Raw genomic sequence first — 23,464 nt, 5'->3', positions numbered from 1 at the left:
AGCCCTCCCGCGCGTGAGCAGATCGGTGGTCGCGAGTTCAGGGTGGGAACCGGAGTGGCCAGCGCGGTGTACTGGATGAACGACACCACGAACACAGCACGACGAGACACATCACGACGAAGGTCCGGGAGGTCCTGATCGAGGCGGCGGACGGAGTCGTCGACGAGGCGGCGCGCGAGCAGGCGGACGAGGCGGTCCTGGCCCGGGTCCGGGCCGGGGACACGGCCGCGTACGCCGTCCTCGTCAACCGCCATGCCCCGATGGCGAGACGGCTCGCCGTGCTCAGCGGCGCCGGAGCCGACACCGACGACGTGGTGCAGGAGGCTTGCGTGAAGGCGTACCGCTCCTTGCCCCGCTTCCGACCGGGGGGACGCTTCCGGCCCTGGTTGCTGCGCATCGTCGTCAACGAGACTCGTAACCTGCACCGCGGCAACACGCGCCGGGCCGAGCGCGAGCTGCGGATCGTCCGCGAGGAGCTGGCGGCAGCGCCCGGCGGGGACCCTGCCGAGGCCGCTCTCGACCTCGACCGTCGTGCGGCCCTGCTCGTCGCCCTTCGGCACCTGCCCGAGGACCAGCGCGAGGTCGTGACGTGCCGCTACCTGCTCGAGCTGTCCGAGTCCGAGACCGCGACGACCCTGGGCCTGCGGACCGGCACGGTGAAGTCGCGCCTGCACCGAGGTCTGGCCCGCCTGCGAGAGGAGCTGTCCCGTGCGTGACGACACCAGGCGTCCGGGGGCCGAGCACCTCGACCCACTCCAGCGCGAGCTCGTCGACCTCGGCCGCAGCCTCGCCGTGGCGCCGCCTCCGGTCGATCTCGCCGACCTCGTCCTGGCCCGTATCGCCACGGAGGCCGACAACGCGCCCGTGGAGGGCGTGCGCTCTGAGCGCTTCGCCGACGTGGCCTTCCCGTGGCGGCGGGCGGCGCGCCCTCGCCGCCTCGCAGCGGTGATCGCGGCCGTGGGGGTCCTCGTCATCGCGCTCGTGCCGCCGGTCCGGGCGGCGGTGCTCGAGCTCCTGCGGATCGGCGCCGTCACGGTGCGGGAGGTGCCCGCGCCGCCGAGTAGGTCCCCTCTCCCGACCACCGCTCCACCGGCCACCGGTGCCGGGTCGCCCCCGGGGGCGGGCACGGTGGGCCTCAGCTCGCTGGCCGAGGCCGAGGCAGCCACCGGGCTCGACATCAAGGCTCCCGCACTGCTCGGCGAGCCCACCGTCGTCGCGCTCGCTCGGGAAGGCCGAGTCGTCGAGCTGACCTGGGGCGCCGGTGCGGGCACGGTTCGGCTCGACGTGATCGACGGGCGCCTCTCGTTCGGTTACCTCAAGTCGGTGTGGGGTGAGGTCACGCCGACGGACGTCTCCGGGCGGGAGGCGGTCTGGTTCGCCGAGCCCCACCTCATCGAGTGGGTCGACCGGTCCGGCGCCACCGAGTCGAGTGCACCCAGAGTCGCCGGCCCCACGCTCGTGTGGGTGGACCGCGACCCCCACGGCCTCGAGGTGACCTACCGCCTGGAGGGAGCCCCGCGCCTTGCCGAGGCGCTCCGGATCGCCCGCTCGGCACACCCGTCCCGGCCCTAGCCCCACGGGCCCGCCCGGAACCTCACCTCGCGCGGCGGTGTATCGCGGTCGACCCACCAGCCAAGGAGACTCTCATGCGCAGGTTCGCCGTCGTCGTCCTCGCCGCCGTTGCCGCGGTGCTCGCCCTCCCCGTTGGATCCGCCCGGGCCGGAGGGCCCACCTCGGTGTTGGTCGTCAACCACGAGGAGGCCACGGCCGCGGCCGCCGTCACCGGGTCGACGGTCTACGACGCCCTGGTCCGCAGCCTCGACGCGATGAGCCCACCGGCCGGCGAGCAGCGTCCGCCCGCTGACTCCATGGCTGCCTCGCTCCGCCTGACCTGGCTCATCCACGACGTCACACCGTGGCGCGTCGACGGCCTCGTCATCGACGGGCAGGACGTCTGGGTGAGCACGACGATGAGCTCCGGCACCGCCGAGCTGTTCGAGCAGGACGCGGTGTGGCACCGGCCTGCGGACGCGCGCCTGCTCCTCGCGACCCTGACCTCACTCGGGGCCATCGGCGACAGCCCGACATCGGCGCAGCCGACGGTGGGCGGCACGGTCGGGGATGCCGTTGCCCCCGCCGAGGCTCCTGGCGCCGCCCGCCCCGCGGCCCCCGACCCGACCGACGAGGCAACGGTTGGAGCACCTCTGGGATCCGCGGCTCTGCTCGGACTTCTCGTCGGCGTGCTCGGGACCATCGTGGTCGGGAGGCTGGCTCCGCGTGGCCGCTCGTCAGGACACGGGTCCGAGACCACGACGCCGGCGAGACGTCAGGCCGAGGCAGCGACAGCCTGCTCCTCTGACGCTTCCCACCTGGCAACCGACATCGCCCCCGTCGGGTTCTCCGACGACCCGGCAACGCTCCCGCTTCGGGCCCCCACGGGAGCCAGCTGAGCGGCATACCCCCTCGTTCTGGGGCCCTGGAACACTAACCCTCAGGTTGAGGTTGACCCCTCAGAAGGCGGCGACGACGTCCAGCGCCCGCTGCAGGTCCTCCGGGTACTGACTCTCGAAGTGCACGTAGGAGCCGGTCCCGGGATGTTCGAAGCCCAGGCCCACGGCATGCAGCCACTGACGGTCGAGGCCGAGCTTCTTGGCCAGCGTGGGGTCGGCCCCGTAGAGCGGGTCGCCACAGCACGGGTGCTTGATCGCAGCCGTGTGCACCCGGATCTGGTGGGTGCGGCCCGTCTCCAGGTGGATGTCGAGCAGGCTCGCGTGGCGGAACGCCTCGATCACCTCGTAGTGGGTGACCGACGGCTTGCCGCTGCGCATCACCGCGAACTTGTACTCGTGGCCGGGATGCCGGCCGATCGGCGCGTCGATCGTCCCCACGAGCGGGTCGGGCAGCCCCTGCACCAGGGCGTGGTAGTTCTTGTCCACGGCCCGGGTGCGGAAGGCCTGCTTGAGGCGGGAGTAGGCGTACTCGCTCTTGGCGACGACCATCAGGCCGCTCGTGCCGACGTCGAGGCGGCTGACGATACCTTGGCGCTCCGGCGCCCCGGAGGTGGAGATCCGATAGCCCGCGGCCGCCAGGCCACCGACCACGTCCGGACCGCTCCAGCCCACACTCGGGTGCGCGGCCACACCCACGGGCTTGTCCACGACGACGATGTCATCGTCGTCGTGCACGATCCGCATCCCCGGCACCGGCTCGGCCACCACACGCAGGCTGGGACTCTCGTCCGCCGCCGGGAGGGACACCTCGAGCATCGCTCCGGGTGACAGGCGATCGGACTTGGCCACTGCCCTCCCGTCAAGAACGACGAGCCCGGCCCCGGCCAGGTCAGCCGCCTTGGTGCGCGACACGCCGAAGAGGCGCGCCACACCGGCGTCGACCCGCTCCCCCGCCAGGCCGTCCGGCACGAGGACAGTGCGCAGCTCAGCCATCGCTCGACTCACCCCGCTCCGACGCCGACCCGGTCGGCTTGCTCTCCCGGCGTCCGTCGACGCCGATGCCGAGCACGGCCAGCGCGACGATCAGGCCCGCAGCACCGACGATCCAGATGTCCGCCACGTTGCCGATGAACCAGCCGTTGTAGTCGAGGAAGTCGACGACATGGCCCTCTCCACCGCCAGGCGGCCGGACGAACCGGTCGGTCAGGTTGCCGAGGGCGCTCCCGAGGAGCAGCCCGAGCGCGAGAGCCCACGCGCGCGAGCCGAGGTCCTTGGCGACGTAGACGATCGCCAGCAGGACGGCCGCCGCGATGAGCGTCATGACCCACGTGTTGCCGGCTCCGAGAGACAGCGCGGCACCCGGGTTGCCGATCAGGCGCAGCTGGATGAAGTCGCCGATGAACGGTCGGGGCTGCCCGTCGGCCAGCACGTCCAGGGCGACGAGCTTGGTCGCCTGGTCGCTGAGGTAGGCCAGCACCGCCACGACGACGAGCAGCAGGAACAGTCGGCGGCGTCGAGCCCGGCTGGGGCTCTCGCCTCGCTCTTCACCCTCCACAGTGGCTGGGGATGCTCCTCGGTCAGGTGCGGGCAGGCCCGCGGGAAGAGATGGTTCGGACACGGCATCGACGCCCGCGCGGGGCGTCGATGGTGTCTCGCTGGGCGTCAGTGGCGGTCCTGCTTCTGTTGGCATGTCATGCACAGGGTCGCACGAGGACGGGCCTGGAGTCGAAGTTTGCCGATCGGGTTGCCGCAGTTCTCGCAGATGCCGTACGTCCCGGCCTCGAGCTGCTCGAGCGCGTGCTCGGCCTGAGCCAGGCCCGCGCGGGCGTTCGCAGCCAGGGCGATCTCGTGGACCCGCTCGGCGGTCTTGGCCCCGGCGTCAGCCTGGTCGTCGCCCGCGCCGTCGGTCGACGCGCGCAGCAGGTCATCCAGCTCCTGCTCGGCCAGCTGGAGCTCCTGGCGGTGCACCTCGATCTCCTCTAGCAGGATGCCGCGCACCTCCTTGATCTCAGCCTCGCTCCACGGGCTCTCGTCGTCCTTGACCCGAAGCCGATCCGACAGCCCGCGGGCCCGGGCGGCCGTGGTCTTCGTCGCGGTGGACTTCGCCCCAGCAGTGGTGGTGCTCTTCACAGATGCTGCTTTCCTGGTAGAGGTGGTCGTCTTGGCCGGCCTGCCCGTGGAGGACGACGCCTTCGGGGCAGAAGCTGCCGCCTTCTTCGTGGGCGCCGCCTTCTTCGTGGCGGTGGCGGTCTTCTTCGTGGCGGTGGCGGTCTTCTTCGTGGCGGTGGCGGTCTTCTTCGTGGCGGCCGGCTGATGCGTCGACGTCTGGCTGGCAGCGCCCTTCTTGGCCGGCGCCTTCCTGGTCGGCGCCTTCTTGGCCGGCGTTTCCTTCGCGGGTGCCTTCTTCGCTGCGGCCTTCGCCGGCGTGCTGGTGGCGCTCTTGGTGGCAGCGCTCTTGGTGGCAGCGCCCTTGCTCGAACCGGTCTTGCTCGAACCGGTCCTGCTCGGCGCCGCCTGCCGGGCGGGGGCAGCCTTCGTTGCTGGAGCCGTCGCGGCCCGAGTCCGCGGTGACGCCGTCCTGGGTGCTGCCATGGGGTCCTCCGTCCCTGGGGCCATCCACCTTGACAAGTGCCGCTGACAATAGGCGTCCGAGCGTCTGCAGACAAACGTGAAACGCCCAACAGGGCCGAGTGGTTCATCTCCTGAGACCGCTCGGCCCTGGTGGCGGGAACGCCGACGGCCGCCCGCGGGTGGCGGACGGCCGTCGTGAGGTCGAGGTGACTGGAGCAGCGAGCTCCGGGTCAGCCCTGTTGGCTACCGGTGCGGGCGCTGTCCTGGACGCTGCCATCGAGGTCGTGCAGCTGCCCCTCGATGTACGACTTGAGGTTGGTGCGGTAGTTGCGCTCGAAGCCGCGCAGCTCCTCGATCTTGCGGTCGAGGAGGTTCTTCTGCCGCTCGAGATCCTCGAGGACTGCGGCCTTCTTCTGCTGCGCCTCGGCGACCATGCCGGTGGACCGCTCGCGGGCCTCCGTGAGCAGCTCGTCGCGCTTGGCCGTGGCCTCGGCCAGCATCTGGTCTCGCTGGGCCGTCGCCTCGGCGATCATCCGGTCCCGCTGGGCCGTGGCCGTGGCCGTCATCTCGGCAGCCTTGCGGGCCGCCTCGTCGTGCTTGGCCTGACCGGAGGAGACCAGCTCCTCGAACTTGCTCTGACCGGTCGACAGCAGCTCGCGGTGGCGGGCCTCGGCCTCACCGACGAGCTGGCTCCGGCGAGCCTCGCCTGCCGCGACGTGCTCGTCGTGCAGACGCTGGGCCAGCGCAATGACGCCCGCGGCATCGGCGCCGGCGGTGTTGGCCGGGGCGCTCTGCGCCTCGCTGCGCACGGTGGTTGCGCGCTGCTCCGCGAGTCGGGCGGCCTCCTCCGCGACGCGCGTCTGCTCGCGGGCCTTGGACAGCTTCGACTCGGCCTCGGCCACCTGGGAGTTCAAGGAGTTCAGCTTGGCCTGCGCGTCGTTCAGGCTCTTCTCGTCGACCGCGGAACGCGCTGCGGCCTCGGCACGCTCGGCATCCGCCTTCGCGCGCTCGATCCGCTCGCGCGCCGCACGCTCGGCCGCGTCGGCCTCGGCCTTGGCCTTGGCGGCCCGGTCCGATGCTGCCTTGAACGCCCGCTCGGCGTCCTGGATCTTCGCCGTCAACGCGCCCAGCTTGGCGTCGTCACCCGGTCGTGCGACCGGTGGCATCGCCTGGGTCGGCCCGTCGCTGCGCACCGCCGGCTGGTTCTTGCTCGCGCGGCAGTCGTTGAGCTGCTTCAGGTAGTCGTCACGCTGCTCGATGAGCGAACGCATCTCCGCCACGATCTCGTCGAGGAAGTCATCGACGTCCCGCTCCTCATATCCACGTCGGAACTGCGTGGTTTGGAAATGCTTGTTCAGCACCTGCTCCGGCGTAAGCGCCATGTGTCACCTCGATACAGACGTAATGGTCAGGGCCAACTTATCTAACGAACAGGTCACGGCCCAAAGCCACATGATGCCATTCACAGATGTGCATCGGCTCAGGGCGGTCGCCCACGGCGCGGTCCGGTGCTCGGTCACCGCGCATCGGGCCTGCCCCCGGGAGCACGGCTGGCCACCCGCCAGCGGTCAGAACCACTGGGGCAGATTGAGCGCGAAGGACGTCAACAGCATGAGGACGAGGAAGCTCAGGTCGAGTCGCACCCCACCCAACGTCGGCGACGGGATCACCTTGCGCAGCGCTCTGAGGGGCGGGTCGGTCACCGTGTAGACCGCCTCCGCGAGCACGAGGACGAGACCGCTCGGCCGCCACGAGCGCGACAGCACCTGCACCCACTCCAGCACGAAGCGAGCGATGAGGGCGATGAAGAAGGTGAAGACCACCACTCCATAGATGGTCCAGATCACGTCCATGGTGCTCAGTGTCCCTGATGATGCGGCGGTGCCAGAAATCGGGCCCCGCTACCCACGGCAGCAGGGCCCGACGCGAGGCCGATGACGGAAGGTCAGCTCTGGTTGAAGAAACCGCGGGTGGCGGGAGCGGCCGCCTCGGGCTCGTCCGCGGCGATCTCGACGTGGGCCGGCGAGAGGAGGAACACCTTCGAGGTCACCCGCTCGATCGTGCCGTGCAGGCCGAAGACGAGACCGGCGGCGAAGTCGACGAGTCGCTTGGCGTCGGCATCATCCATGTCGCTCAGGTTCATGATGACCGGCACCTGGTCCCGGAACCACTCACCGATGTTCTTCGCCTCGTTGTAGGTCCGAGGGTGGATCGTGGTGATGCGGTTCAGCGGGTGGACATCGGCGTCCCGCACCACGGCAGCGACGGGTCGCTTGGTCGGCAGCGGCGTCACGGCGGCCGTGTGGTCCGACTCCTCCTCGAAGCGGTCGGGGTCGTCGTAGGCGTCGTAGTCCTCGTAGCGATCGTGACGCGGGTCCTCTTCGCTGAGTCCCAGGTACACCATCGTCTTGCGCAGTGCCCCTGCCATGCCAACTCCCAAACGTTCGGATGCGGATGGCTTCGACGTTACAGAAGTGACGGGCGTGTTCCGAGGATTGCGGTTCCGACACGCAGGTGTGTCGCTCCGTGCCGGATGGCCGCCTCCAGGTCGCCGCTCATCCCCGCCGAGACCCAGTCGGCCTCCGGGTGATTGGTCCGCAGGCCGTTCGCGACCTCCAAGAGGGCGCCGAAGGCGCGGTCCGGCTCCACGTCGAGCGGGGCCACGGCCATGACGCCCTTGAGCAGCAGGCCGGGTCGATCGGCCACGGCAGCAGCGAGGTCGGTCACGTCGGCCGGGAGTGCGCCACCTCGGGACACGTCACCGTCGAGGCTGACCTGGATGAGCACCGACAGGCGGTGTCCGCGCTCCAGCGCGCCCGCCTCGAGGCCGGCGAGCAGCTTCTCCCGGTCGACGGAGTGGACGACATCCGCGTAGCGGGCCACGTGCCGCGCCTTGTTGGACTGCAGCCGTCCCACGAAGTGCAGCTCGAGGTCCGAACCGGGCGGCAGTACGGCTCGGACGGCCTCGATCTTCGCACCGGCCTCCTGGTCCTTGTTCTCCCCGATGGCCCGCACGCCGAGCTCGTGGAGGAGGAGGACGTCGCTCGGCGGGAAGTACTTGGTGACGACCACGAGGGTGACCTCGGCCGGGTCGCGGCCGGCCGCCGCACACGCGGCAGTGATCCGCTCACGGACGGCTTCGAGCCCGGCCGACAGCTGGAGCCGGCGTTCCGGAGCCGGTGCCGCCGTCATCTGCTCGCATCCTCATGCATGACGATCACGCCCGCGAAGCGGCCCGTCGTTCCCTCGCGGCGGTAGGAGTACAGGTCCTCGTCCTCTCTGGTGCAGCCCGGCACCCGGTCCACGGTCACGTCGAGCTGGGTCAGCTGCTCGACCACCCCACTCGCCACGTCGATCGCCGGCGTCCCCGACCAGGACGTGGTCACCGAGCTCGGCGCCACGGTTGCGGCCCGCTGCACCAGCTCGGACGGGACCTCGTAGCACCGCCCGCACACCGACGGCCCGACCACAGCACCCAACCGCTGCGCCCCGAGGGATCGCATCTGCTCGACGGCCCGGGGGACGACGCCGCCCAGCATCCCGGGCCGACCGGCGTGCACCACACCGATCACCCCGGCCCGAAGGTCATGGAGCAGGACCGGCACACAGTCGGCGACCAGCACACCCAGGCCGAGCTCGTCGGCTGTCGTGACCATGCCGTCGGCCTCGGGAGCCGGGCCGGGCCACGGACCCGCGACCTGGACGACGTCGGTGCCGTGCACCTGGTTGAGGAAGACGAACCGAGAGCGGGGCAGCCCCAACGCTGCCGCGACCGCCTCGCGGTTCTCCGCCACCACGTCAGGGTCGTCCCCCACGTGACCGCCGAGGTTCAGCCCGAGATAGGGCTCCTGCCCGCGAGCCGCGGCTCGTCCGGTGAAGGCCACCTCGGCCCAGCGGCGCCCATCGGCCCCGCGAATCGTCGATCGCCAGTAGAACACGGCCCCAACCTACCCCGCCGTGCTCCCCGGTCCCCGACTGCTGCCCCACGGCCGGGCGCCTGCCGGACGCGCGATGCGGGACCCGGCACGAGCCGGGCCCCGCATCGCGGTCTCACTTGAGGAAGTCGGGCACGTCGAGGTCGTCGTGGTCCTCGAAGGTCACCTGTCGGGGCGGCTGGGCCGGTCGCGAGGGCTGCTGGGTGGGCAGCTGCTGGGACGGTGGCTGAGCCGGCGAGACGGGCTGGGCGTGGTTGACCGGCTGGCCGACCTGCTGGTGGTGGTGCTGCTGCGCCGGAACCTGAACGGGAGGTTGAACCGGGGCCGGACCCGAGCCCGAGGCGCCGGCCGACGGGGACGGCTGGGCGACCGGCTGGGCGGCAACCGGCTGCGGCGGGAGCGGGTGTGACGACGCCGCGTGCGGCGACGCGGCGGGAGCGTGGTTGTTCTGAGCCGGTGCCGTGGCCGAGCGCTGCCCCATGACCTGGCCGAGCGCTCGGTCGTCCTGACGCTTCGTCGGGCCGCCTCCGTCGAAGCCCGCTGCGATCACCGTGACGCGCACCTCGTCGCCGAGCGCATCGTCGATGACCGCGCCGAAGATGATGTTGGCCTCCGGGTGTGCCGCCTCCTGGACGAGGCGCGCGGCCTCGTTGATCTCGAAGAGGCCGAGGTCGCTGCCACCCTGGATGGAGAGCAGCACGCCGTGGGCGCCGTCGATCGAGGCCTCGAGAAGCGGAGAGCTGATGGCCAGCTCGGCAGCCTGGACGGCGCGGTCCTCGCCGCGCGCGGAGCCGATGCCCATGAGCGCCGACCCGGCTCCCTGCATCACGGACTTGACGTCGGCGAAGTCGAGGTTGATCAGGCCAGGCGTCGTGATGAGGTCGGTGATGCCCTGGACGCCGGAAAGGAGAACCTGGTCCGCCGAGCGGAACGCGTCCATCATCGAGACGCTCCGGTCGCTGATCGACAGCAGCCGGTCGTTGGGGATGACGATCAGCGTGTCCACCTCCTCCCGGAGCGAACCGATGCCCGCCTCGGCCTGGTTGGCCCGTCGGCGGCCCTCGAAGGTGAAGGGCCGGGTGACGACACCGATGGTCAGGGCACCGAGTCCGCGGGCAATCCGCGCCACGACCGGCGCGCCGCCGGTGCCGGTGCCGCCGCCCTCGCCTGCCGTGACGAAGACCATGTCGGCTCCCTTGAGGACCTCCTCGATCTCCTCGGCATGGTCCTCTGCCGCCTTCTTGCCCACCTCCGGGTCAGCGCCGGCGCCGAGGCCACGGGTCAGCTCACGGCCGACGTCGAGCTTGACGTCGGCGTCGCTCATCAGCAGCGCCTGGGCGTCGGTGTTGATCGCGATGAACTCGACACCCTTGAGGCCGACCTCGATCATGCGGTTGATGGCATTGACCCCACCGCCGCCGATGCCGACGACCTTGATGACGGCCAAGTAGTTCTGCGGTGCTGCTGCCACGAGAGTGGGCCTTCCTGGGTGGTGTTGCTGGGTGCTGCATGTTCTGTTCGGTGAGGGTGGCGCTGGTGCCGGCGCGGCTCGAGCCGCATCGGACTAACCTTAAACGTCAACCTAAAGGTTACGGTTTGGTCACGAGCCCGTGCCCCGACGGTATGCCGTGGGACAAGGCGGTTCAACCCACGCCTCGGCGTGTCGCCCAGCCGATTGTCGCGGTGCCCGTCACGGCCCCTGGCGCTGCCTAGAGTCCCTGCCGGGCGCGCCGGGCGGTGGGACCTCAGCGTGTCACGGGCGCCTCGGGGACGCTGACGTCGATGGTCTGCCCCGGTTGCGTGAGCAGGACGGACACCAGCTTCGCCTTGGTCACCGCATCTCCCGGACCGCCCCAGACCACGGTGCGACGACCACTGTCGGAGTCGATCTGGAAGCTGACGCGGTCCGTGCCGGTGAGGCTGACCTCGACCACCTCGGTGCGCAGCTCCCGGCCCAGGGCGGCGAGCGCCTGGAGGACGGCCTTGACGCCGTCCGCGCTGGCTCCGCCGGCGGACGAGACGAGCGGCACCGAGGGGGGCGCCTCGTCGACCTCGCGGAAGGCCACCCCGTCCCGGTCGTACATCTCGACCTGCCCGGACGGCAGGCGGACGCCGAGGACGGCGACCCGCGGGGTGAGCTCGATGACGAGGCTGTGCGGGAGGCTGCGGCTCACCGAGATGCCCACCCACCGACGGTCACGTTCCAACCGGGTCACGGCCGCGTCGGTGTCCACCCGCATGAGCGGGGTGCCGAGCGGCAGGGCGGCGACCTCACGAACCGCCCGTGCCTGGGCGCCGGAGACGCCCTTGACCTCCACACGTTGAGCGAGCAGCAGAGAGGAGAACCAGCCGAGCCAGACGAGGCCCCCAGCCACGGCCCCGATGAGGATGACGACGAGGCCGAGCAACCACGGCCGCCGCCGCGCACGGGCCGCCCGTCGCTCGAAGCGCGCCCGCGCCGAGGACAGGCCCGTGCCGAGCGTGTCCCGGGCACCGGAGCGCTGCAGCAGTCTCATCAGGGTTCCCCACCGAGCAGCCGCAGCACCTCCGGCCCGATCATCGTGACGTCGCCAGCGCCCACGGTGAGCACGAGATCGCCGGGATGTGCCAGCTGGGCGACGACGGCGGGAACCTCTGACCAGGATGGGACGTAGTGGACGTCCGCCTGCGGGTTCGCCGCCGTGACGGCGTCCGCCACGAGCTGGCCGGAGACGCCGGGCACTGGGTCCTCCCGGGCGGCGTAGACGTCCATGACGACGACGACGTCGGCGGGAGACAGGCCGCGCCCGAGCTCCGCAGCGAAGTCGCGCGTGCGGCTGTAGAGATGCGGCTGGAACACGACGATGAGGCGAGCAGGCGGTTCGACCAGCTTGGCGGCGGTCTCGACCACCGCCGTGACCTTCCCGGCGTTGTGGGCGTAGTCGTCGACCACGACCACACCCGAGGCCTCGCCCTTCGGCTCGAACCGACGGCGTGTGCCCGTGAAGGACGCCAGTCCCTGCAACACCTCGACCGGGTCCTGACCCAGTCCGTGGACCGCGGCAGCGTAGGCCGCCGCGGCGTTGAGCGCGTTGTGTCGCCCCGGGATTCCCAGCCTGAGCGAGCGTCCCACTCCCCCGTCGAGCAGGGTTGCGGCGCTGGTCAGCCCGTCCTGGCCGTGGTCACGCAGCATGATGTCGGCGTCATCGGCGAAGCCATAGGTGAGAACCCGGGTCCCCGAGGCCCTGGCCCGATCGGCGAGCGTCCTCGCTCCGGCATCATCGGCACACGTGACGAGCAGTCCGCCCGGCCGGATCGTCTGGACGAACGCGTCGTAGGCCGCCTGGACCGCCGTGAAGTCGCCGTAGAAGTCGAGGTGATCGGGTTGGACGTTCGTCACGACGGCGACCTCGGGACGATAGACGATGAACGACCCGTCACTCTCGTCCGCCTCCACCACGAAGATGTCGTCGCGGCCCTGATGCGCGTTGGTCCCATGGCGCGCCAGCTCGCCACCCACGGCGAACGAGGGGTCGAGCCCACACCCTTGGAGGGCGACGGTGAGGAGCGACGTCGTCGTCGTCTTGCCGTTGGCGCCGGCGACAGCGACCGGACGATGCCCGTGCATCAGGCTGGCGAGACCCTGAGCCCGATGCAGGACACGGGCGCCACGAGCCCGAGCTGCGCGCAGCTCCACGTTGTCGTCTCGGATGGAGGACGACATCACGATCGTCTCGGCGCCCACCTGGTGCGCCTCGTCGAAACCGACCCACACCGTGGCGCCTTCGCTGGTGAGCGCCTTCAGGACGGGGACGTCCTTGGCATCGCTGCCCGACACGGTGATCCCGCGCGCGAGCATGATCCGCGCCACCCCGGACATGCCCGCCCCGCCGATGGCCAGGAAGTGCACGGCACCGAGGTCCTCGGCGGGAGGCACGGTCGCGGAGAAGTCGAATCGCGCTGCGGCAAAGGGGCTCTCGGCCGTGGGTGAAGCGCTCACCGGCCGGACCTCCATGCCTCGTCGACCAGGTCCGCCAAGGCCTCGTCGGCGGCCCGCTCCCCCAGACCCGCAGCCGCCCGTGCCATGGCTCGGAGGCGAGATTCGTCGTGCGCGAGGGGAATCAGGGTTGTCTGCACCCACTCGGGAGTCATCGCGGCATCGTCAACAACGAGCCCGCCTCCGGCGGCCACCACATCGGCCGCGTTGAGTCGCTGTTCGCCGTTGCCGATCGGCAGTGGCACATAGACAGCGGGCAGGCCCACCGCGGTGAGCTCGCAGACGGTGTTGGCGCCAGCGCGCGCCACCACGAGATCAGCTGCGGCGTAAGCCAGCTCCATCCGATCGGCGTAGGGAACGACGACGTACGGGGCACCCGCCTCGGGCAGCTGCGGCGTGAAGTCCTTGTCGAGACCGGTCACGTGCAGGACCTGGATGCCCGCCCGGCTCAGTGCCGTCGCGGACGCGGCGAACGCGTCGTTGATCCGCTTGGCGCCCAAGGAGCCTCCGGTGACGAGCACCGTGGTGCGATCCGGGTCGAGGCCGAAGAAGTCGAGGGCACCACGCCGGCTCGAGTCGCGGTCCAGCTGGGTGATCTCCCGCCGCAGCGGCATCCCGATTCGGCGGGCTCCGGGCAGCCGGGTGGCCGAGAACGTCGTGGCGACGAACGGGGTCCACCGCGACCCCAGGCGGTTGGCGAGCCCGGGACGCGCGTTCTGCTCGTGGATGACGATGGGCACCCGGCGCTTCCGCGCGGCGAGGTAGGCGGGCGTGCTCACGTAACCGCCGAAGCCCACGACGACCTCGGCGCCGGTCTCGTCGATCGCGCGCCCGGCGGCAGCCACGGCCTCCTTGAGCCGCAGGGGCAGCCGCAGCAGGTCGGCGTTGGGGCGACGCGGCAGCGGGACCTTCGGGACGTACTTCAGATCGAGTCCACGAGCCGGCACCAGTCGGGCCTCGAGACCGACCCTGGTGCCCAGAGCGGTCACCTTGACATCGGGATGGCGCCGGACGAGCGCGTCGGCCAGGGCGAGGAGCGGCGACACGTGGCCGGCGCTCCCTCCCCCGGCGAGCAGGACGGAGGTGGGCGAGGACACGGGGATCACCGACTTCTGAGACGAGCTGGACGAGCGGGGAGACGAGAGGGAAGCACGCTGAGGGTGCGCCTGACCACGCTCGGCCGGGCTGCGAGCAGGGCCCGGCAGCCCGGCTCGTTGCGGGCGAAGGCCAGCAGCATGCCGAGGGCGAGCAGGGTCGTGACGAGCGAGGACCCACCGGCCGACACCAGTGGCAGCGGCACGCCCACGACGGGGAACAGGCCGATGACGGAGCCGATGTTGATGGTCGCCTGCCCGATGAGCCACACCATCACCCCGGCCGAGGCGATCCGGACGAAGCGGTCCTGGGTGCGGGTGACGAGCCGGTAGCACCCCCAGGCCAGGAGGCCGAAGAGCACGAGGACCAGGAAGGTCCCGGGGAGGCCGAGCTCCTCACCGATGATGGCGAAGATGAAGTCGTTGTGCGCCTCGGAGAGCCACTTCCACTTCTCCTTGGATCCGCCGAGCCCGACGCCCCACCAGCCGCCGTCGGCCAAGGCGTACATGCCGTGGACGGACTGACCGCACCAGCTGTCCGGGTCCGACTGGCACTCGGGGTCGAGCCAGTTGCTGATCCGGTTCATCCGGTTGCTGCTGGTGGCGACGAGGTAACCGATGCCGGCGACCACGGCCAGCCCACCGGCGACGAAGAGACGCTTCGGGGCCCCGGCGACGAAGAGCACGCCGGTGACGATGAGCCCCATGACGAGCCCCGTGCCGAGGTCCTGACCAGCGAGGGTGAGGGAGAGCACGACCGCGGAGATCGGCAGCACATAGGGAAGGACGGCGTGGAGCCAGTTGCCGGCGAGGCTGCCCTTGTTGGCGAAGATGGTGGCGCCGGTGAGGACGAGAGCGAGCTTGGCGAACTCGGACGGCTGGACCTGCACCGGCCCGAGAGCGAGCCAGTTGCGGTTGCCACCCGAGGTGACCCCGAGCCCGGGGATGAAGACGGCCGCCTGAAGCAGCACCGCCCCCACGAGCGCCGCCCAGGCGATCCGGCGCCACCACCTGATGGGCCAGCGAGCCGCCCAGGCCGCCACCCCGGCGCCGACCACCGCGAAGAGGAGCTGCTTGGCAAACACGGTGTAGGAGGCCTCGTCCGCGAGCAGTGACTCGACGCTCGAGGCGGAGAAGACCATGATCAGGCCGAAGACGACGAGCGTGGCGGTGACACCGAGGAGCAGGTAGTAGGTCGTCAGCGGCGACTCCAGCTTGCCGAAGTGGACGATCGGCTGACCGCCGGAGGAGTCCTTGCCCGGGGTGCGGGCCGAGGCGCGAGCGCGGCTTCGGCCGGTCCCCGCCGATGACTTCGCGCCGGTCTTCGACGCCCCGGCTGACCGGGCACGCGGGCCGCCCCGCTGTGGCGCGGTCAGCGAGCTCACCGGTCTCCCCCGCTCGCCTCCATGTGCCGCCGGACCGCCGCCTCGAAGGCGTCGCCGCGAGCGCCGTAGTTGGTGAACATGTCCATCGACGCCGCGGCCGGGGCGAGCAGGACGACGTCGCCGGGGTGCGCGAGGCGCGCAGCATGGGAGACGACGAGGTCCATGACCCCAGTGTCGGTGTCCGGGAGGTCGACGACCGGGACATCGGGCGCGTGTCGGGCCAGCGCCTCGGCGATCCGGGCCCGGTCGGCGCCGATGAGGATGACCCCGCGGAGCCGGGACGCCACGTCCTCGACGAGGCTGTCGACGTCGGCCCCCTTGAGGAGTCCGCCGGCGATCCAGATCACGCTGTCGAAGGAGGTGAGGGCCGCCGCGGCCGCGTGGGTGTTGGTCGCCTTGGAGTCGTTGACCCACCGGACGCCTCGGACGGTCGCCACCTCGGCGATCCGGTGTCGATCCGGCCGGAAGGCGCGCAGCCCGTCACGGACGGCCAGTGGTCCCACGCCGTAGGCGCGGGCCAGCGCCGCGGCGGCCAAGGCGTTGGCCAGGTAATGCGGGGCGACCGTCGGGCCGTCGCCACGCAGGTCGTCGAGCGTGCAGAGCTCTGCTGCGGATCGTTGGCGCTGCTCGACGAAGGCACGATCGGCGAGCACGTCGTCGACCACGCCGATCATGGAGGGGGCCGGGATGCCGGTCGTGAAGCCGATGGCCCGACAGCCCTCGACGACCTCGGCCTCCATGACGAGCTGCTCGGTCTGGATGTCGGCGACGTTGTAGACGCAGGCCAGGTGCGTGTTGTCGTAGATCTTGCCCTTGGCCCGGAGGTACTCGGCGTAGGAGCCGTGCCAGTCGAGGTGGTCGGGAGCGACGTTGAGGACCGCGGATGCGACGGCGGAGATCGAGCGCTGCCAGTGCAGCTGGAAGCTCGACAGCTCGACGGCGAGCACGTCATAGGGCTGCGGGTGCAGCACGGCTTCGAGGATCGGGGTGCCGACGTTGCCGGCCGACGTCGCGCGCAGCCCGGCAGCCCGCAGGATGGACGCCAGCATGTTGACCGTGGTCGTCTTGCCGTTCGTCCCGGTGACGGTCAGCCACGGGGCTGCGCCCTCGAGGGGGCGCATGCGCCAGGCCAGCTCGACCTCGCCCCACACGGGAAGCCCACGCGTGGCCGCGGCGAGCATGAGCGGGTCGTGCGGCGGGACACCCGGCGAGGTGATGATCAGCTCGGTGCCGTCGGGCGGCTCGACGACGTGCTCCGGACCCAGCCGGACGTCGACCCCGAGGATGTCGAGGATGGTGGCGCGCTCGGTGATCACGTCCGTCGTGTCGCGGGAGACCGCGGTGACCCGGGCGCCACGCTCGGCGAGCGCGTCGGCCGCGGCGAACCCCGAGATGCCGAGGCCGACGACGAGCACCCGCAGACCGGACCAGTCCGCGTCCCGGTGCGTCAGGCCGGACCGGGGCTCGTAGGCAGGATCGAACGTCATTGTGTGCCCACCACCCACTCTGCGTAGAAGATGCCGAGTCCGAAGGCGACGAAGAGACCGGCGATGATCCAGAACCGCACGACGACCGTGACCTCGTGCCATCCCACCATCTCGAAATGATGATGCAAGGGCGCCATGCGCAGCACCCGTTTGCCGGTCGTCTTGAACGAGATGACCTGAGCCATGACCGACAGGGTCTCGAGGACGAAGAGGCCGCCCAGGATGACGATGAGCAACTGGGTGCGGGTGGTGATCGCGAGGCCGGCGAGGGCACCGCCGAGGGCGAGGGAGCCGGTGTCGCCCATGAAGATCTTCGCGGGAGTGGCGTTCCACCACAGGAAGCCGAAGCACGCGCCCATGCCGGCAGCGGCGACGAGGGCGAGGTCGTGCGAGTCACGGACCTCGTAGCACTTGATGCCCGGGTTGATCTGGCAGTTCTGGTTGAAGGTCCAGAGGCTGATGAGGACGTAGGCGCCGAAGACCATGGTCGAGACACCGGTGGCGAGCCCGTCGAGACCATCGGTGAGGTTCACCCCGTTGGACGTGCCCGCGATCATGAGGTTGGCCCAGATCACGAAGAGGAGCATGCCGACCAGCGTGCCGGCGAAGGCCAGGTTGAGGTTCGTGTCGCGGACGAAGGAGATGAAGGGCGAGGCCGGGGTGCGGTACTGCTCGTTGGGGAACTGGAGCACCAGGACGGCGAAGATGACGCCGACCAGGGTCTGCCCGAAGAGCTTCTCGCGCGAGCGCAGGCCGAGGCTGCGCTGCTTGGAGATCTTGATGAAGTCGTCGAGGAACCCGACGAGACCGAGCCCGGCCATGAGGAAGAGCACGAGCACCCCGCTGGCCGTCACCGGCGTCAGGGTGACGAGGTGGGCCACGGCGTAGGCGCCCAGGGTGGACGCGAGGATGACGGCGCCGCCCATCGTCGGGGTGCCGCGCTTCGTGTGGTGCGTCGTCGGCCCGTCGTCACGCACGAACTGGCCGTAGCCACGCCGCACGAGGAACTTGATGAAGAGCGGGGTGCCGAGGAGCGAGAAGAGGAGCGAGAACGCGGCCGCCGCGAGAACACCCTTCACCGCTCCACCGTCCTTTCGGGTCGTGTGTGGGGGCTGTCGTCGGGCACCGACCACTTGCCGGTGCCGGCGAGCCGGTCACCGAGCCACCGTAGCCCGCTGTCCCGGCTCGACTTGAGCAGGACGACGTCGCCGGGACGCAGTCGGGCGGCAAGGTAGTCGTAGGCCGCGTCGACGTCCGGAGTCCACTCCGGGACGCCGTAGACCCGCGCCCCGTCGCCGACGGACACGACGTGGTCGACACCCAGCCCAGCGGCATACGACCCGATGGCCTCGTGCTCACGGTCGCTGTCGGGGCCCAGCTCGAGCATCTCCCCGAGCACGGCCCACCGCTCTCCCCGCGTCGCGATCGCGGCGAGCGCGTCGAGCGCCGCCCGCATCGAGTCGGGGTTGGCGTTGTAGGCGTCGTTGATGACGACCACCCCGTCCGGACGCTCGGTGGTCTCCATCCGCCAGCGGCTCGCCGGGGTCGCAGCCGACAGCGCCGCCGCCACGTCGCGCAGGGGCAGGCCCATCTCGAGGGCTGCCGCCGCGACGGCGAGGGAGTTGCCGACGTGGTGAGCGCCGATGAGCCGCAGCGTCACTCGCTCCCGTCCCTGAGGGGTGACGAGGTCGTATGCCGCTCTGCCCAGCTCGTCGACGACCACGTCCTCCGCGCGCACCTCCGCTTCAGGCGCCCGACCGACGAGCTGCACGCGGGAGGCGAGGCCCTGCGCCATCGCAGCGACGAGGGGGTCGTCGGCGTTGAGGATGCTGAGCCCCTGCGCTGGAACGGCCCGGGGCAGCTCCGACTTCGCGATGGCGATGTTGGCCCGGGAGCCGAACTCACCGACGTGGGCGCTGCCGACGTTGAGCACGATGGCCACGTCCGGTGGAGCGATCTGCGTGAGGTAGTCGATGTGGCCGATTCCGCGGGCGCCCATCTCGGCCACGAGGAAGCGTGTCGTCGGCGTGACCCGGCACACGGTGAGCGGCACCCCGATCTCGCCGTTCAGCGAGTTGACCGGTGCGACGGTCTCGCCTGCCGTGGACAGGACGGAGGCCAGCAGGTCCTTGGTGCTCGTCTTGCCCGACGAGCCGGTGATGCCGACGACGCGCAACCCCGGCAGGCGGTCGACGACGCCCCGCGCCAGCCGGCCGAAGGCCGTCTGGACGTCGTCAACGACGACCGTGGGCACGCCACCGATCGGACGTGAGCCAAGGACGGCCACGGCTCCCGCCGCGACGGCCGCAGGCGCGTAGTCGTGCCCATCCGCGAACTCCCCGACGCGGGCGACGTAGAGGCTGCCCGGGCCGCACTCGCGCGAGTCCGTGCTCACCGCCCCGTCGACGACCACGCCGGCAGGGTCCGGGCAGCCGTCGATCCGACCTCCGACGAGCGCGCCGATCTCCTTGAGAGTGAGCGGGATCAACGCGAGCCTCCCGTGGTGGCAGCGAGAAGAGCCGACTGGACGGCCTCCCGATCGTCGAACGGGTGCTTCACCCCGTTGACCTCCTGTCCCTTCTCGTGTCCCTTGCCGAGCACCACCACGGTGTCGACCACCCCTGAGGCGCTGTCGCGCACGGCCAGGGCCACGGCTTCCCGGATCGCCTCCGAGCGCGCTCCCCCGTCGACGACGCTGCGAGCCACGGCCGTGCCGCCCCGGACGGCGGCCGTGGCGCCGGCGATGACGGCGGCGCGGATCTGGGCCGGGTCCTCGGAGCGGGGGTTGTCATCGGTCACGAGGACGATGTCCGCGTGCTGCGCCGCGGCTCGACCCATCGCCTCCCGCTTGCCGCGGTCCCGGTCACCTCCGGCGCCGAGCACGGCGATGAGACGACCGGTCGTCGACGGCCGCAGGGCAGCCAGCGCCACGTCGATCGCATCAGGCGTGTGCGCGAAGTCGACGATGCAGCGCGGCTCGCCCACACCGCCGCCCGAAACGACCTCCATGCGGCCGGGCACCGTGGGCGGCACGGCGAGGGCCGCCTCGACCCGCTCGGGCCCGAGACCGAGGGTCAGCAGGCCCACCGCCGCCAGGGCGGTGTTGGCGACGTTGAAGTGCCCGGGCAGGTGCGAGGCCAGGGACAGCTCCACGTCGCCGGACCGGTGCACGAGGCGGAACGGCTGTCCGTGCACCTCTTCGCCGCCGTCGGCGGGACGCTCGACCACGCCCCAGTCCGCGCTCGCGTCCGTCGTCGCCAACGTCGTCACCGGGACGGTTGCCCGCTGCGCGAGGCGGCGGCCCCACTCGTCGTCGACGCAGACCACGCCGGTGAGGGCCCGCTCCGGCGTGAACAGCTGCGCCTTGGCGGCGAAGTAGTCCTCCATCGACGGGTGGTAGTCGAGGTGGTCCTGGGACAGGTTGGTGAACAGCGCGACGTCGTAGACGACCCCGTCGACGCGGTGCTGGTCGAGGGCATGGCTCGACACCTCCATCACGCACGTGTCGACGCCCCGCTCGCGCATGACGGCCAGCAGAGCGTGGACGTCGGTGGCCTCGGGCGTCGTGTGGGCTGACTCGAGTCGGTCGTCGCCGACCCGCGTCTCGATCGTCCCGATGAGGCCGGTCCGGCGCCCGTCGGCCCGCAGGGCGGACTCGAGCAGGTAGGCCGTGGTCGTCTTGCCGTTGGTGCCCGTGATCCCCACCAGGGTCAGGTCCGATCCGGGGTCGCCATAGATCGCGGCTGCCAGCCGGCCCAGCCGACCCCTGGGGCCGTCGACGACGAGAACCGGCACGTCGCCGCCAAGCGATCGGCCCCCCTCCGGCTCGGACGGGGCCGCGGTCGCCTCGCCCCGGCCGCGGATGATCTCGGCGCCGGCTTCATCGGTGAGCACGGCGACCGCACCCAGCCGCACGGCGTCGGCGGTGAACCGGGCGCCATGGACGTTGAAGCCCGGCAGTGCGGCGTAGAGGTCGCCGGGACGGACCGAGCGGCTGTCGAGCGACACCCCGGTCACGAGGACGTCGGGGACCGCGCGCCCCGCGCCGCTCAGCTCGGCGAGGGCACGCAGGGACACACCCGACGTCGAGGGTCGGATCAGGTCAGCTGGCACGTCACCCAAACTTACAGGCCATCGCGACGAGCCCGGGCGTCGCTCAGCACGTCGGGGTCCTGGGGGGACAGCCGCTCCTCGGCCCACACCCGATAGTCCAGGTCCGACGGGGTGCTCGGCGGGGTGTTCTCCCGCTGGAGCAGGAAGGTCATCACCTGGTTGAAGACGGGACCTGCCAGCGCGCCACCGAACATCCCGGCCTGCGGCTTGTGGATGAAGACGGCCACGACGTACTTGGGCTGCTCGGCAGGGGCGTAGCCGATGAACGACGCCGTGAAGCCGTTGTAGCCCTTCAGCTTCTCGTCATACCGGTCCGCGGTGCCGGTCTTGCCGGCAACCCGGTAGCCCTCGATCCGGGCGTCGCTCGCGGTGCCGTCCTCCCCCGTCACCTCTTCCAGCATGCGGCTCAGCTGGGTCGCCGTCTGCTCCGAGAGGACGCGGGAGCCCTGCTCGGACGGCGCGGGGACGAACGTCCCGCTGTCGTTGTAGAGGCCCTCGACCAGTGACAGGGGGGCGCGGACGCCGCCGTTGGCGACGGTGGCGAACACGCTGGCCGCCTGGACCGCGGTCAGCGCGTAACCCTGCCCGAACAGGACGGTGTAGCGCTGGGGGTCGTTCCAGTCGCTCGCCTTCTGGAGCGCACCCCTGGACTCGCCCGCGAAGCCGACCTCGGTGCGCTGACCGATCCCGAAGCTGCGGTAGGTCTGCTCCATCTCGCCCGGCGGCACCCGCTCCCCGACGAGGATCGTGCCGATGTTGGAGGACTTGGCGATGACTCCGGTGGCCGTCAGGTACTCGGTCTCGTGGTCCTCGTGGTCCTTGAACTTCATGCCGGCCCTCGGGAGCCGGTTCGGCACGATCACCCCGGTGTCCGGCGTGACGACGCCACGCTCCAGGGCTGCCGCCATCGTCATCAGCTTGCCGGTCGAACCCGGTTCGAAGGCGTCCTGGAAGGCGTGGTTGCGCAGGCTGTCCTGCGTCGCCTTGGACAGGTCGTTGGGGTCGAAGGTGGGGTAGCTCGCGGCGGCGCGGATCTTGCCCGTCGCCACCTCGAGCACGACCGCGGTGCCGGTCTCGGCCTTGACCGCCGTCACCTGCTTGGCGAGCGCGTTCTGGGCGTACCACTGGATGTCCGAGTCGATGGTCAACCGGACGTTGCGCCCGTCCACCGCGGGCTGGTCGACGCGTTGCGACCCGGGGATGACGGCACCGTTCTGGGCGCGCTCGGCGATCGTCGTCCCCGACCGTCCGGCCAGGGTGCCGTCCAGCATGAGCTCCACACCGCCCGCGGCGGTCTGGTCGGTCTGGTTGACGTATCCCACGAGCTGGCCGAGCGCCATGGACGTCGGGTAGAGACGCTTGCTGGTCCGCTCGGCGGCAATCCCGGGCACACGCAACGCCTGGATCTCGCGCCACTCGCCGGGAGACACGTCCTTCTTGACGATGACGTAGCGAGTGTCCGGCTTGGTGAAGAGCGTCGTGAGCCGGGCGACGTCCAGCCCGATCTTCGGCGACAGGTCGGCGGCCGCCTGATAGACCCCCTGCCAGCCACACTCGCCCTTGACCTTGACGTAGCACTGGATCGCCTCGGGATCCGCCGAGATCGTGAACCGCTCGACGCTGTCGGCCAGGACCTGGCCGTTCGTGTCGAGGATCTGTCCCCGCATGGCCGGGGTGTGCAGCTTGATCGAACGCTTCGAGAGCGCCGCCGCCTGGGTCGCGGAGGCGTCGAAGGCCTGGATGCGCAGGAGCTGGGCCCCGAAGAGGGTGAAGACGAAGAGCACCCCGATGAACATCGCCCGCGCTCGGCCCCGCGGGTTGGCCGACGAGAGCCGGAGGGCTCGGCGCCGAAGCGGTCCCCGCGGACCGCCGGTGCGCTTCGCCGCCGGGCCCCGCCCGCGTGGCGCGGGGGACGGCGGCCGCCCAGACGTCCGCCCAGACGTCCGCCTGGAAGCATCAGGTCGGCCGCGGCCGGCTGACCGAGCCCGGTCGGTGCGGGTCCGGTCGGTGCGGGTCCGGTCGGTGCGGGTCCGGTCGGTGCGGGTCCGGTCGGTGCGGGTCCGGTCGGTGCGAGTCCGGTCGGGAGCGCTTCGAGCGGCACGCGTCGCGCGGCCGCGCTCCGCACCCTGCACTGGCGCCGCGCGTCGTCCCGGTGCACTCGGCTGGGCCGCTCCACGGCCACGGCCCCCGGTGTCGGCGGTGCGCCGACCCGGATTCGGGGGCGCCTGGTTGCCGCGCCGCTCCGGGTGACCCCGCTGCTCCCCGCTCGGCCGAGGAGTCCTCCGTTGAGGTGGGGAGCCGTCCTGCCGGCGGGGCGCAGACCCCGCCCTGCGCGGTGCTCCCCCGTCAGGGGCGGCCCTGCGCGACGAGCTTCCTGAAGACCTGCTCCCTCCGGGCCCAGCCTTCCGAGCTCCCGCCCCGGCGCGGGAGGGGTCACCCGAACGACCGGACGG

At 71.2% G+C, this 23,464-nt stretch carries 23 protein-coding genes; 5 read left to right on the top strand and 18 right to left on the bottom strand.

Annotated features, from left to right (window positions below):
- The first annotated feature begins 71 nt into the window (after positions 1 to 71).
- From OO014_RS11470 to OO014_RS11460, 3 genes are all read left to right on the top strand, one after another.
- Positions 72 to 716 (top strand): RNA polymerase sigma factor, encoded by a 645-nt coding sequence (locus OO014_RS11470; protein ID WP_334685044.1) that lies wholly within the window; start codon positions 72 to 74, stop codon positions 714 to 716.
- The gene (locus tag OO014_RS11465) at positions 709 to 1,572 is read left to right on the top strand and encodes a hypothetical protein (protein WP_272462453.1); all 864 of its coding nucleotides are present in this window, start codon (positions 709 to 711) and stop codon (positions 1,570 to 1,572) included. The genes OO014_RS11470 and OO014_RS11465 overlap by 8 nt, the downstream gene beginning before the upstream one ends.
- Positions 1,573 to 1,646: 74 nt before the next feature.
- Complete coding sequence (locus OO014_RS11460; RefSeq protein ID WP_272462452.1) at positions 1,647 to 2,450, top strand: hypothetical protein; 804 nt, start codon at positions 1,647 to 1,649, stop codon at positions 2,448 to 2,450.
- A gap of 60 nt (positions 2,451 to 2,510) precedes the next feature.
- On the opposite strand, the gene OO014_RS11455 is transcribed toward OO014_RS11460, so the two are convergent.
- From OO014_RS11455 to OO014_RS11445, 3 genes are all read right to left on the bottom strand, one after another.
- Positions 2,511 to 3,443: an RluA family pseudouridine synthase gene (locus OO014_RS11455; protein ID WP_272462451.1), complete on the bottom strand. Its 933-nt coding sequence runs from the start codon at positions 3,441 to 3,443 to the stop codon at positions 2,511 to 2,513.
- The gene (gene lspA, locus OO014_RS11450; RefSeq protein WP_272462450.1) at positions 3,436 to 4,005 is read right to left on the bottom strand and encodes a signal peptidase II; all 570 of its coding nucleotides are present in this window, start codon (positions 4,003 to 4,005) and stop codon (positions 3,436 to 3,438) included. The genes OO014_RS11455 and lspA overlap by 8 nt, the downstream gene beginning before the upstream one ends.
- A gap of 107 nt (positions 4,006 to 4,112) precedes the next feature.
- The gene (locus OO014_RS11445; protein ID WP_272462449.1) at positions 4,113 to 4,580 is read right to left on the bottom strand and encodes a TraR/DksA family transcriptional regulator; all 468 of its coding nucleotides are present in this window, start codon (positions 4,578 to 4,580) and stop codon (positions 4,113 to 4,115) included.
- 31 nt (positions 4,581 to 4,611) lie between these two features.
- Here OO014_RS11445 and OO014_RS11440 point away from each other — a divergent pair, with 31 nt between their 5' ends.
- Entirely contained in the window at positions 4,612 to 4,764 is a 153-nt protein-coding gene (locus OO014_RS11440) for a hypothetical protein (RefSeq protein WP_272462448.1), read from the top strand.
- Between the two features lie 30 nt (positions 4,765 to 4,794).
- Complete coding sequence (locus OO014_RS11435; RefSeq protein ID WP_272462447.1) at positions 4,795 to 5,088, top strand: hypothetical protein; 294 nt, start codon at positions 4,795 to 4,797, stop codon at positions 5,086 to 5,088.
- Positions 5,089 to 5,251: 163 nt separating this feature from the next.
- Here OO014_RS11435 and OO014_RS11430 read toward each other — a convergent pair whose 3' ends face one another.
- The 15 genes from OO014_RS11430 to OO014_RS11360 form a co-directional block, all read right to left on the bottom strand.
- The gene (locus OO014_RS11430) at positions 5,252 to 6,403 is read right to left on the bottom strand and encodes a DivIVA domain-containing protein (RefSeq protein ID WP_272462446.1); all 1,152 of its coding nucleotides are present in this window, start codon (positions 6,401 to 6,403) and stop codon (positions 5,252 to 5,254) included.
- A gap of 186 nt (positions 6,404 to 6,589) precedes the next feature.
- Positions 6,590 to 6,874: a YggT family protein gene (locus OO014_RS11425; protein WP_272462445.1), complete on the bottom strand. Its 285-nt coding sequence runs from the start codon at positions 6,872 to 6,874 to the stop codon at positions 6,590 to 6,592.
- A gap of 92 nt (positions 6,875 to 6,966) precedes the next feature.
- Positions 6,967 to 7,449 (bottom strand): cell division protein SepF, encoded by a 483-nt coding sequence (locus tag OO014_RS11420; protein WP_272462444.1) that lies wholly within the window; start codon positions 7,447 to 7,449, stop codon positions 6,967 to 6,969.
- A gap of 38 nt (positions 7,450 to 7,487) precedes the next feature.
- Positions 7,488 to 8,213: a YggS family pyridoxal phosphate-dependent enzyme gene (locus OO014_RS11415; RefSeq protein ID WP_272462443.1), complete on the bottom strand. Its 726-nt coding sequence runs from the start codon at positions 8,211 to 8,213 to the stop codon at positions 7,488 to 7,490.
- Positions 8,210 to 8,959: a peptidoglycan editing factor PgeF gene (pgeF, locus tag OO014_RS11410; RefSeq protein ID WP_272462442.1), complete on the bottom strand. Its 750-nt coding sequence runs from the start codon at positions 8,957 to 8,959 to the stop codon at positions 8,210 to 8,212. Before pgeF ends, OO014_RS11415 begins: the two co-directional genes overlap by 4 nt.
- 112 nt (positions 8,960 to 9,071) lie before the next feature.
- A complete protein-coding gene (ftsZ, locus tag OO014_RS11405) occupies positions 9,072 to 10,427 on the bottom strand; it encodes a cell division protein FtsZ (RefSeq protein WP_272462441.1) in 1,356 nt (451 codons plus the stop codon).
- 274 nt (positions 10,428 to 10,701) lie between these two features.
- Entirely contained in the window at positions 10,702 to 11,472 is a 771-nt protein-coding gene (locus tag OO014_RS11400; RefSeq protein WP_272462440.1) for a cell division protein FtsQ/DivIB, read from the bottom strand.
- Entirely contained in the window at positions 11,472 to 12,935 is a 1,464-nt protein-coding gene (gene murC / locus OO014_RS11395; protein WP_272462439.1) for a UDP-N-acetylmuramate--L-alanine ligase, read from the bottom strand. Before murC ends, OO014_RS11400 begins: the two co-directional genes overlap by 1 nt.
- Positions 12,932 to 14,038: an undecaprenyldiphospho-muramoylpentapeptide beta-N-acetylglucosaminyltransferase gene (gene murG, locus OO014_RS11390; protein ID WP_272462438.1), complete on the bottom strand. Its 1,107-nt coding sequence runs from the start codon at positions 14,036 to 14,038 to the stop codon at positions 12,932 to 12,934. The genes murC and murG overlap by 4 nt, the downstream gene beginning before the upstream one ends.
- Positions 14,035 to 15,411, bottom strand: coding sequence for a putative lipid II flippase FtsW (gene ftsW, locus OO014_RS11385; RefSeq protein WP_272462437.1), 1,377 nt, complete (start codon positions 15,409 to 15,411; stop codon positions 14,035 to 14,037). The genes murG and ftsW overlap by 4 nt, the downstream gene beginning before the upstream one ends.
- Positions 15,408 to 16,898 (bottom strand): UDP-N-acetylmuramoyl-L-alanine--D-glutamate ligase, encoded by a 1,491-nt coding sequence (gene murD, locus OO014_RS11380; RefSeq protein ID WP_272462436.1) that lies wholly within the window; start codon positions 16,896 to 16,898, stop codon positions 15,408 to 15,410. The genes ftsW and murD overlap by 4 nt, the downstream gene beginning before the upstream one ends.
- Entirely contained in the window at positions 16,895 to 17,977 is a 1,083-nt protein-coding gene (gene mraY, locus OO014_RS11375) for a phospho-N-acetylmuramoyl-pentapeptide-transferase (RefSeq protein WP_272462435.1), read from the bottom strand. Before mraY ends, murD begins: the two co-directional genes overlap by 4 nt.
- A complete protein-coding gene (locus OO014_RS11370; protein ID WP_272462434.1) occupies positions 17,974 to 19,386 on the bottom strand; it encodes a UDP-N-acetylmuramoyl-tripeptide--D-alanyl-D-alanine ligase in 1,413 nt (470 codons plus the stop codon). Before OO014_RS11370 ends, mraY begins: the two co-directional genes overlap by 4 nt.
- Positions 19,383 to 21,011: a UDP-N-acetylmuramoyl-L-alanyl-D-glutamate--2,6-diaminopimelate ligase gene (locus tag OO014_RS11365; protein ID WP_272462433.1), complete on the bottom strand. Its 1,629-nt coding sequence runs from the start codon at positions 21,009 to 21,011 to the stop codon at positions 19,383 to 19,385. Before OO014_RS11365 ends, OO014_RS11370 begins: the two co-directional genes overlap by 4 nt.
- Before the next feature lie 11 nt (positions 21,012 to 21,022).
- The gene (locus OO014_RS11360; protein ID WP_272462432.1) at positions 21,023 to 22,807 is read right to left on the bottom strand and encodes a peptidoglycan D,D-transpeptidase FtsI family protein; all 1,785 of its coding nucleotides are present in this window, start codon (positions 22,805 to 22,807) and stop codon (positions 21,023 to 21,025) included.
- Between the last annotated feature and the right edge of the window lie 657 nt (positions 22,808 to 23,464).

This window comes from Intrasporangium calvum (genome assembly GCF_028446585.1).
GTDB lineage: Bacteria > Actinomycetota > Actinomycetes > Actinomycetales > Dermatophilaceae > Intrasporangium > Intrasporangium calvum_A.
The sequence above is the reverse complement of the archived record's forward strand: the minus strand, read 5'-3'. Positions and strand labels throughout refer to the sequence as shown.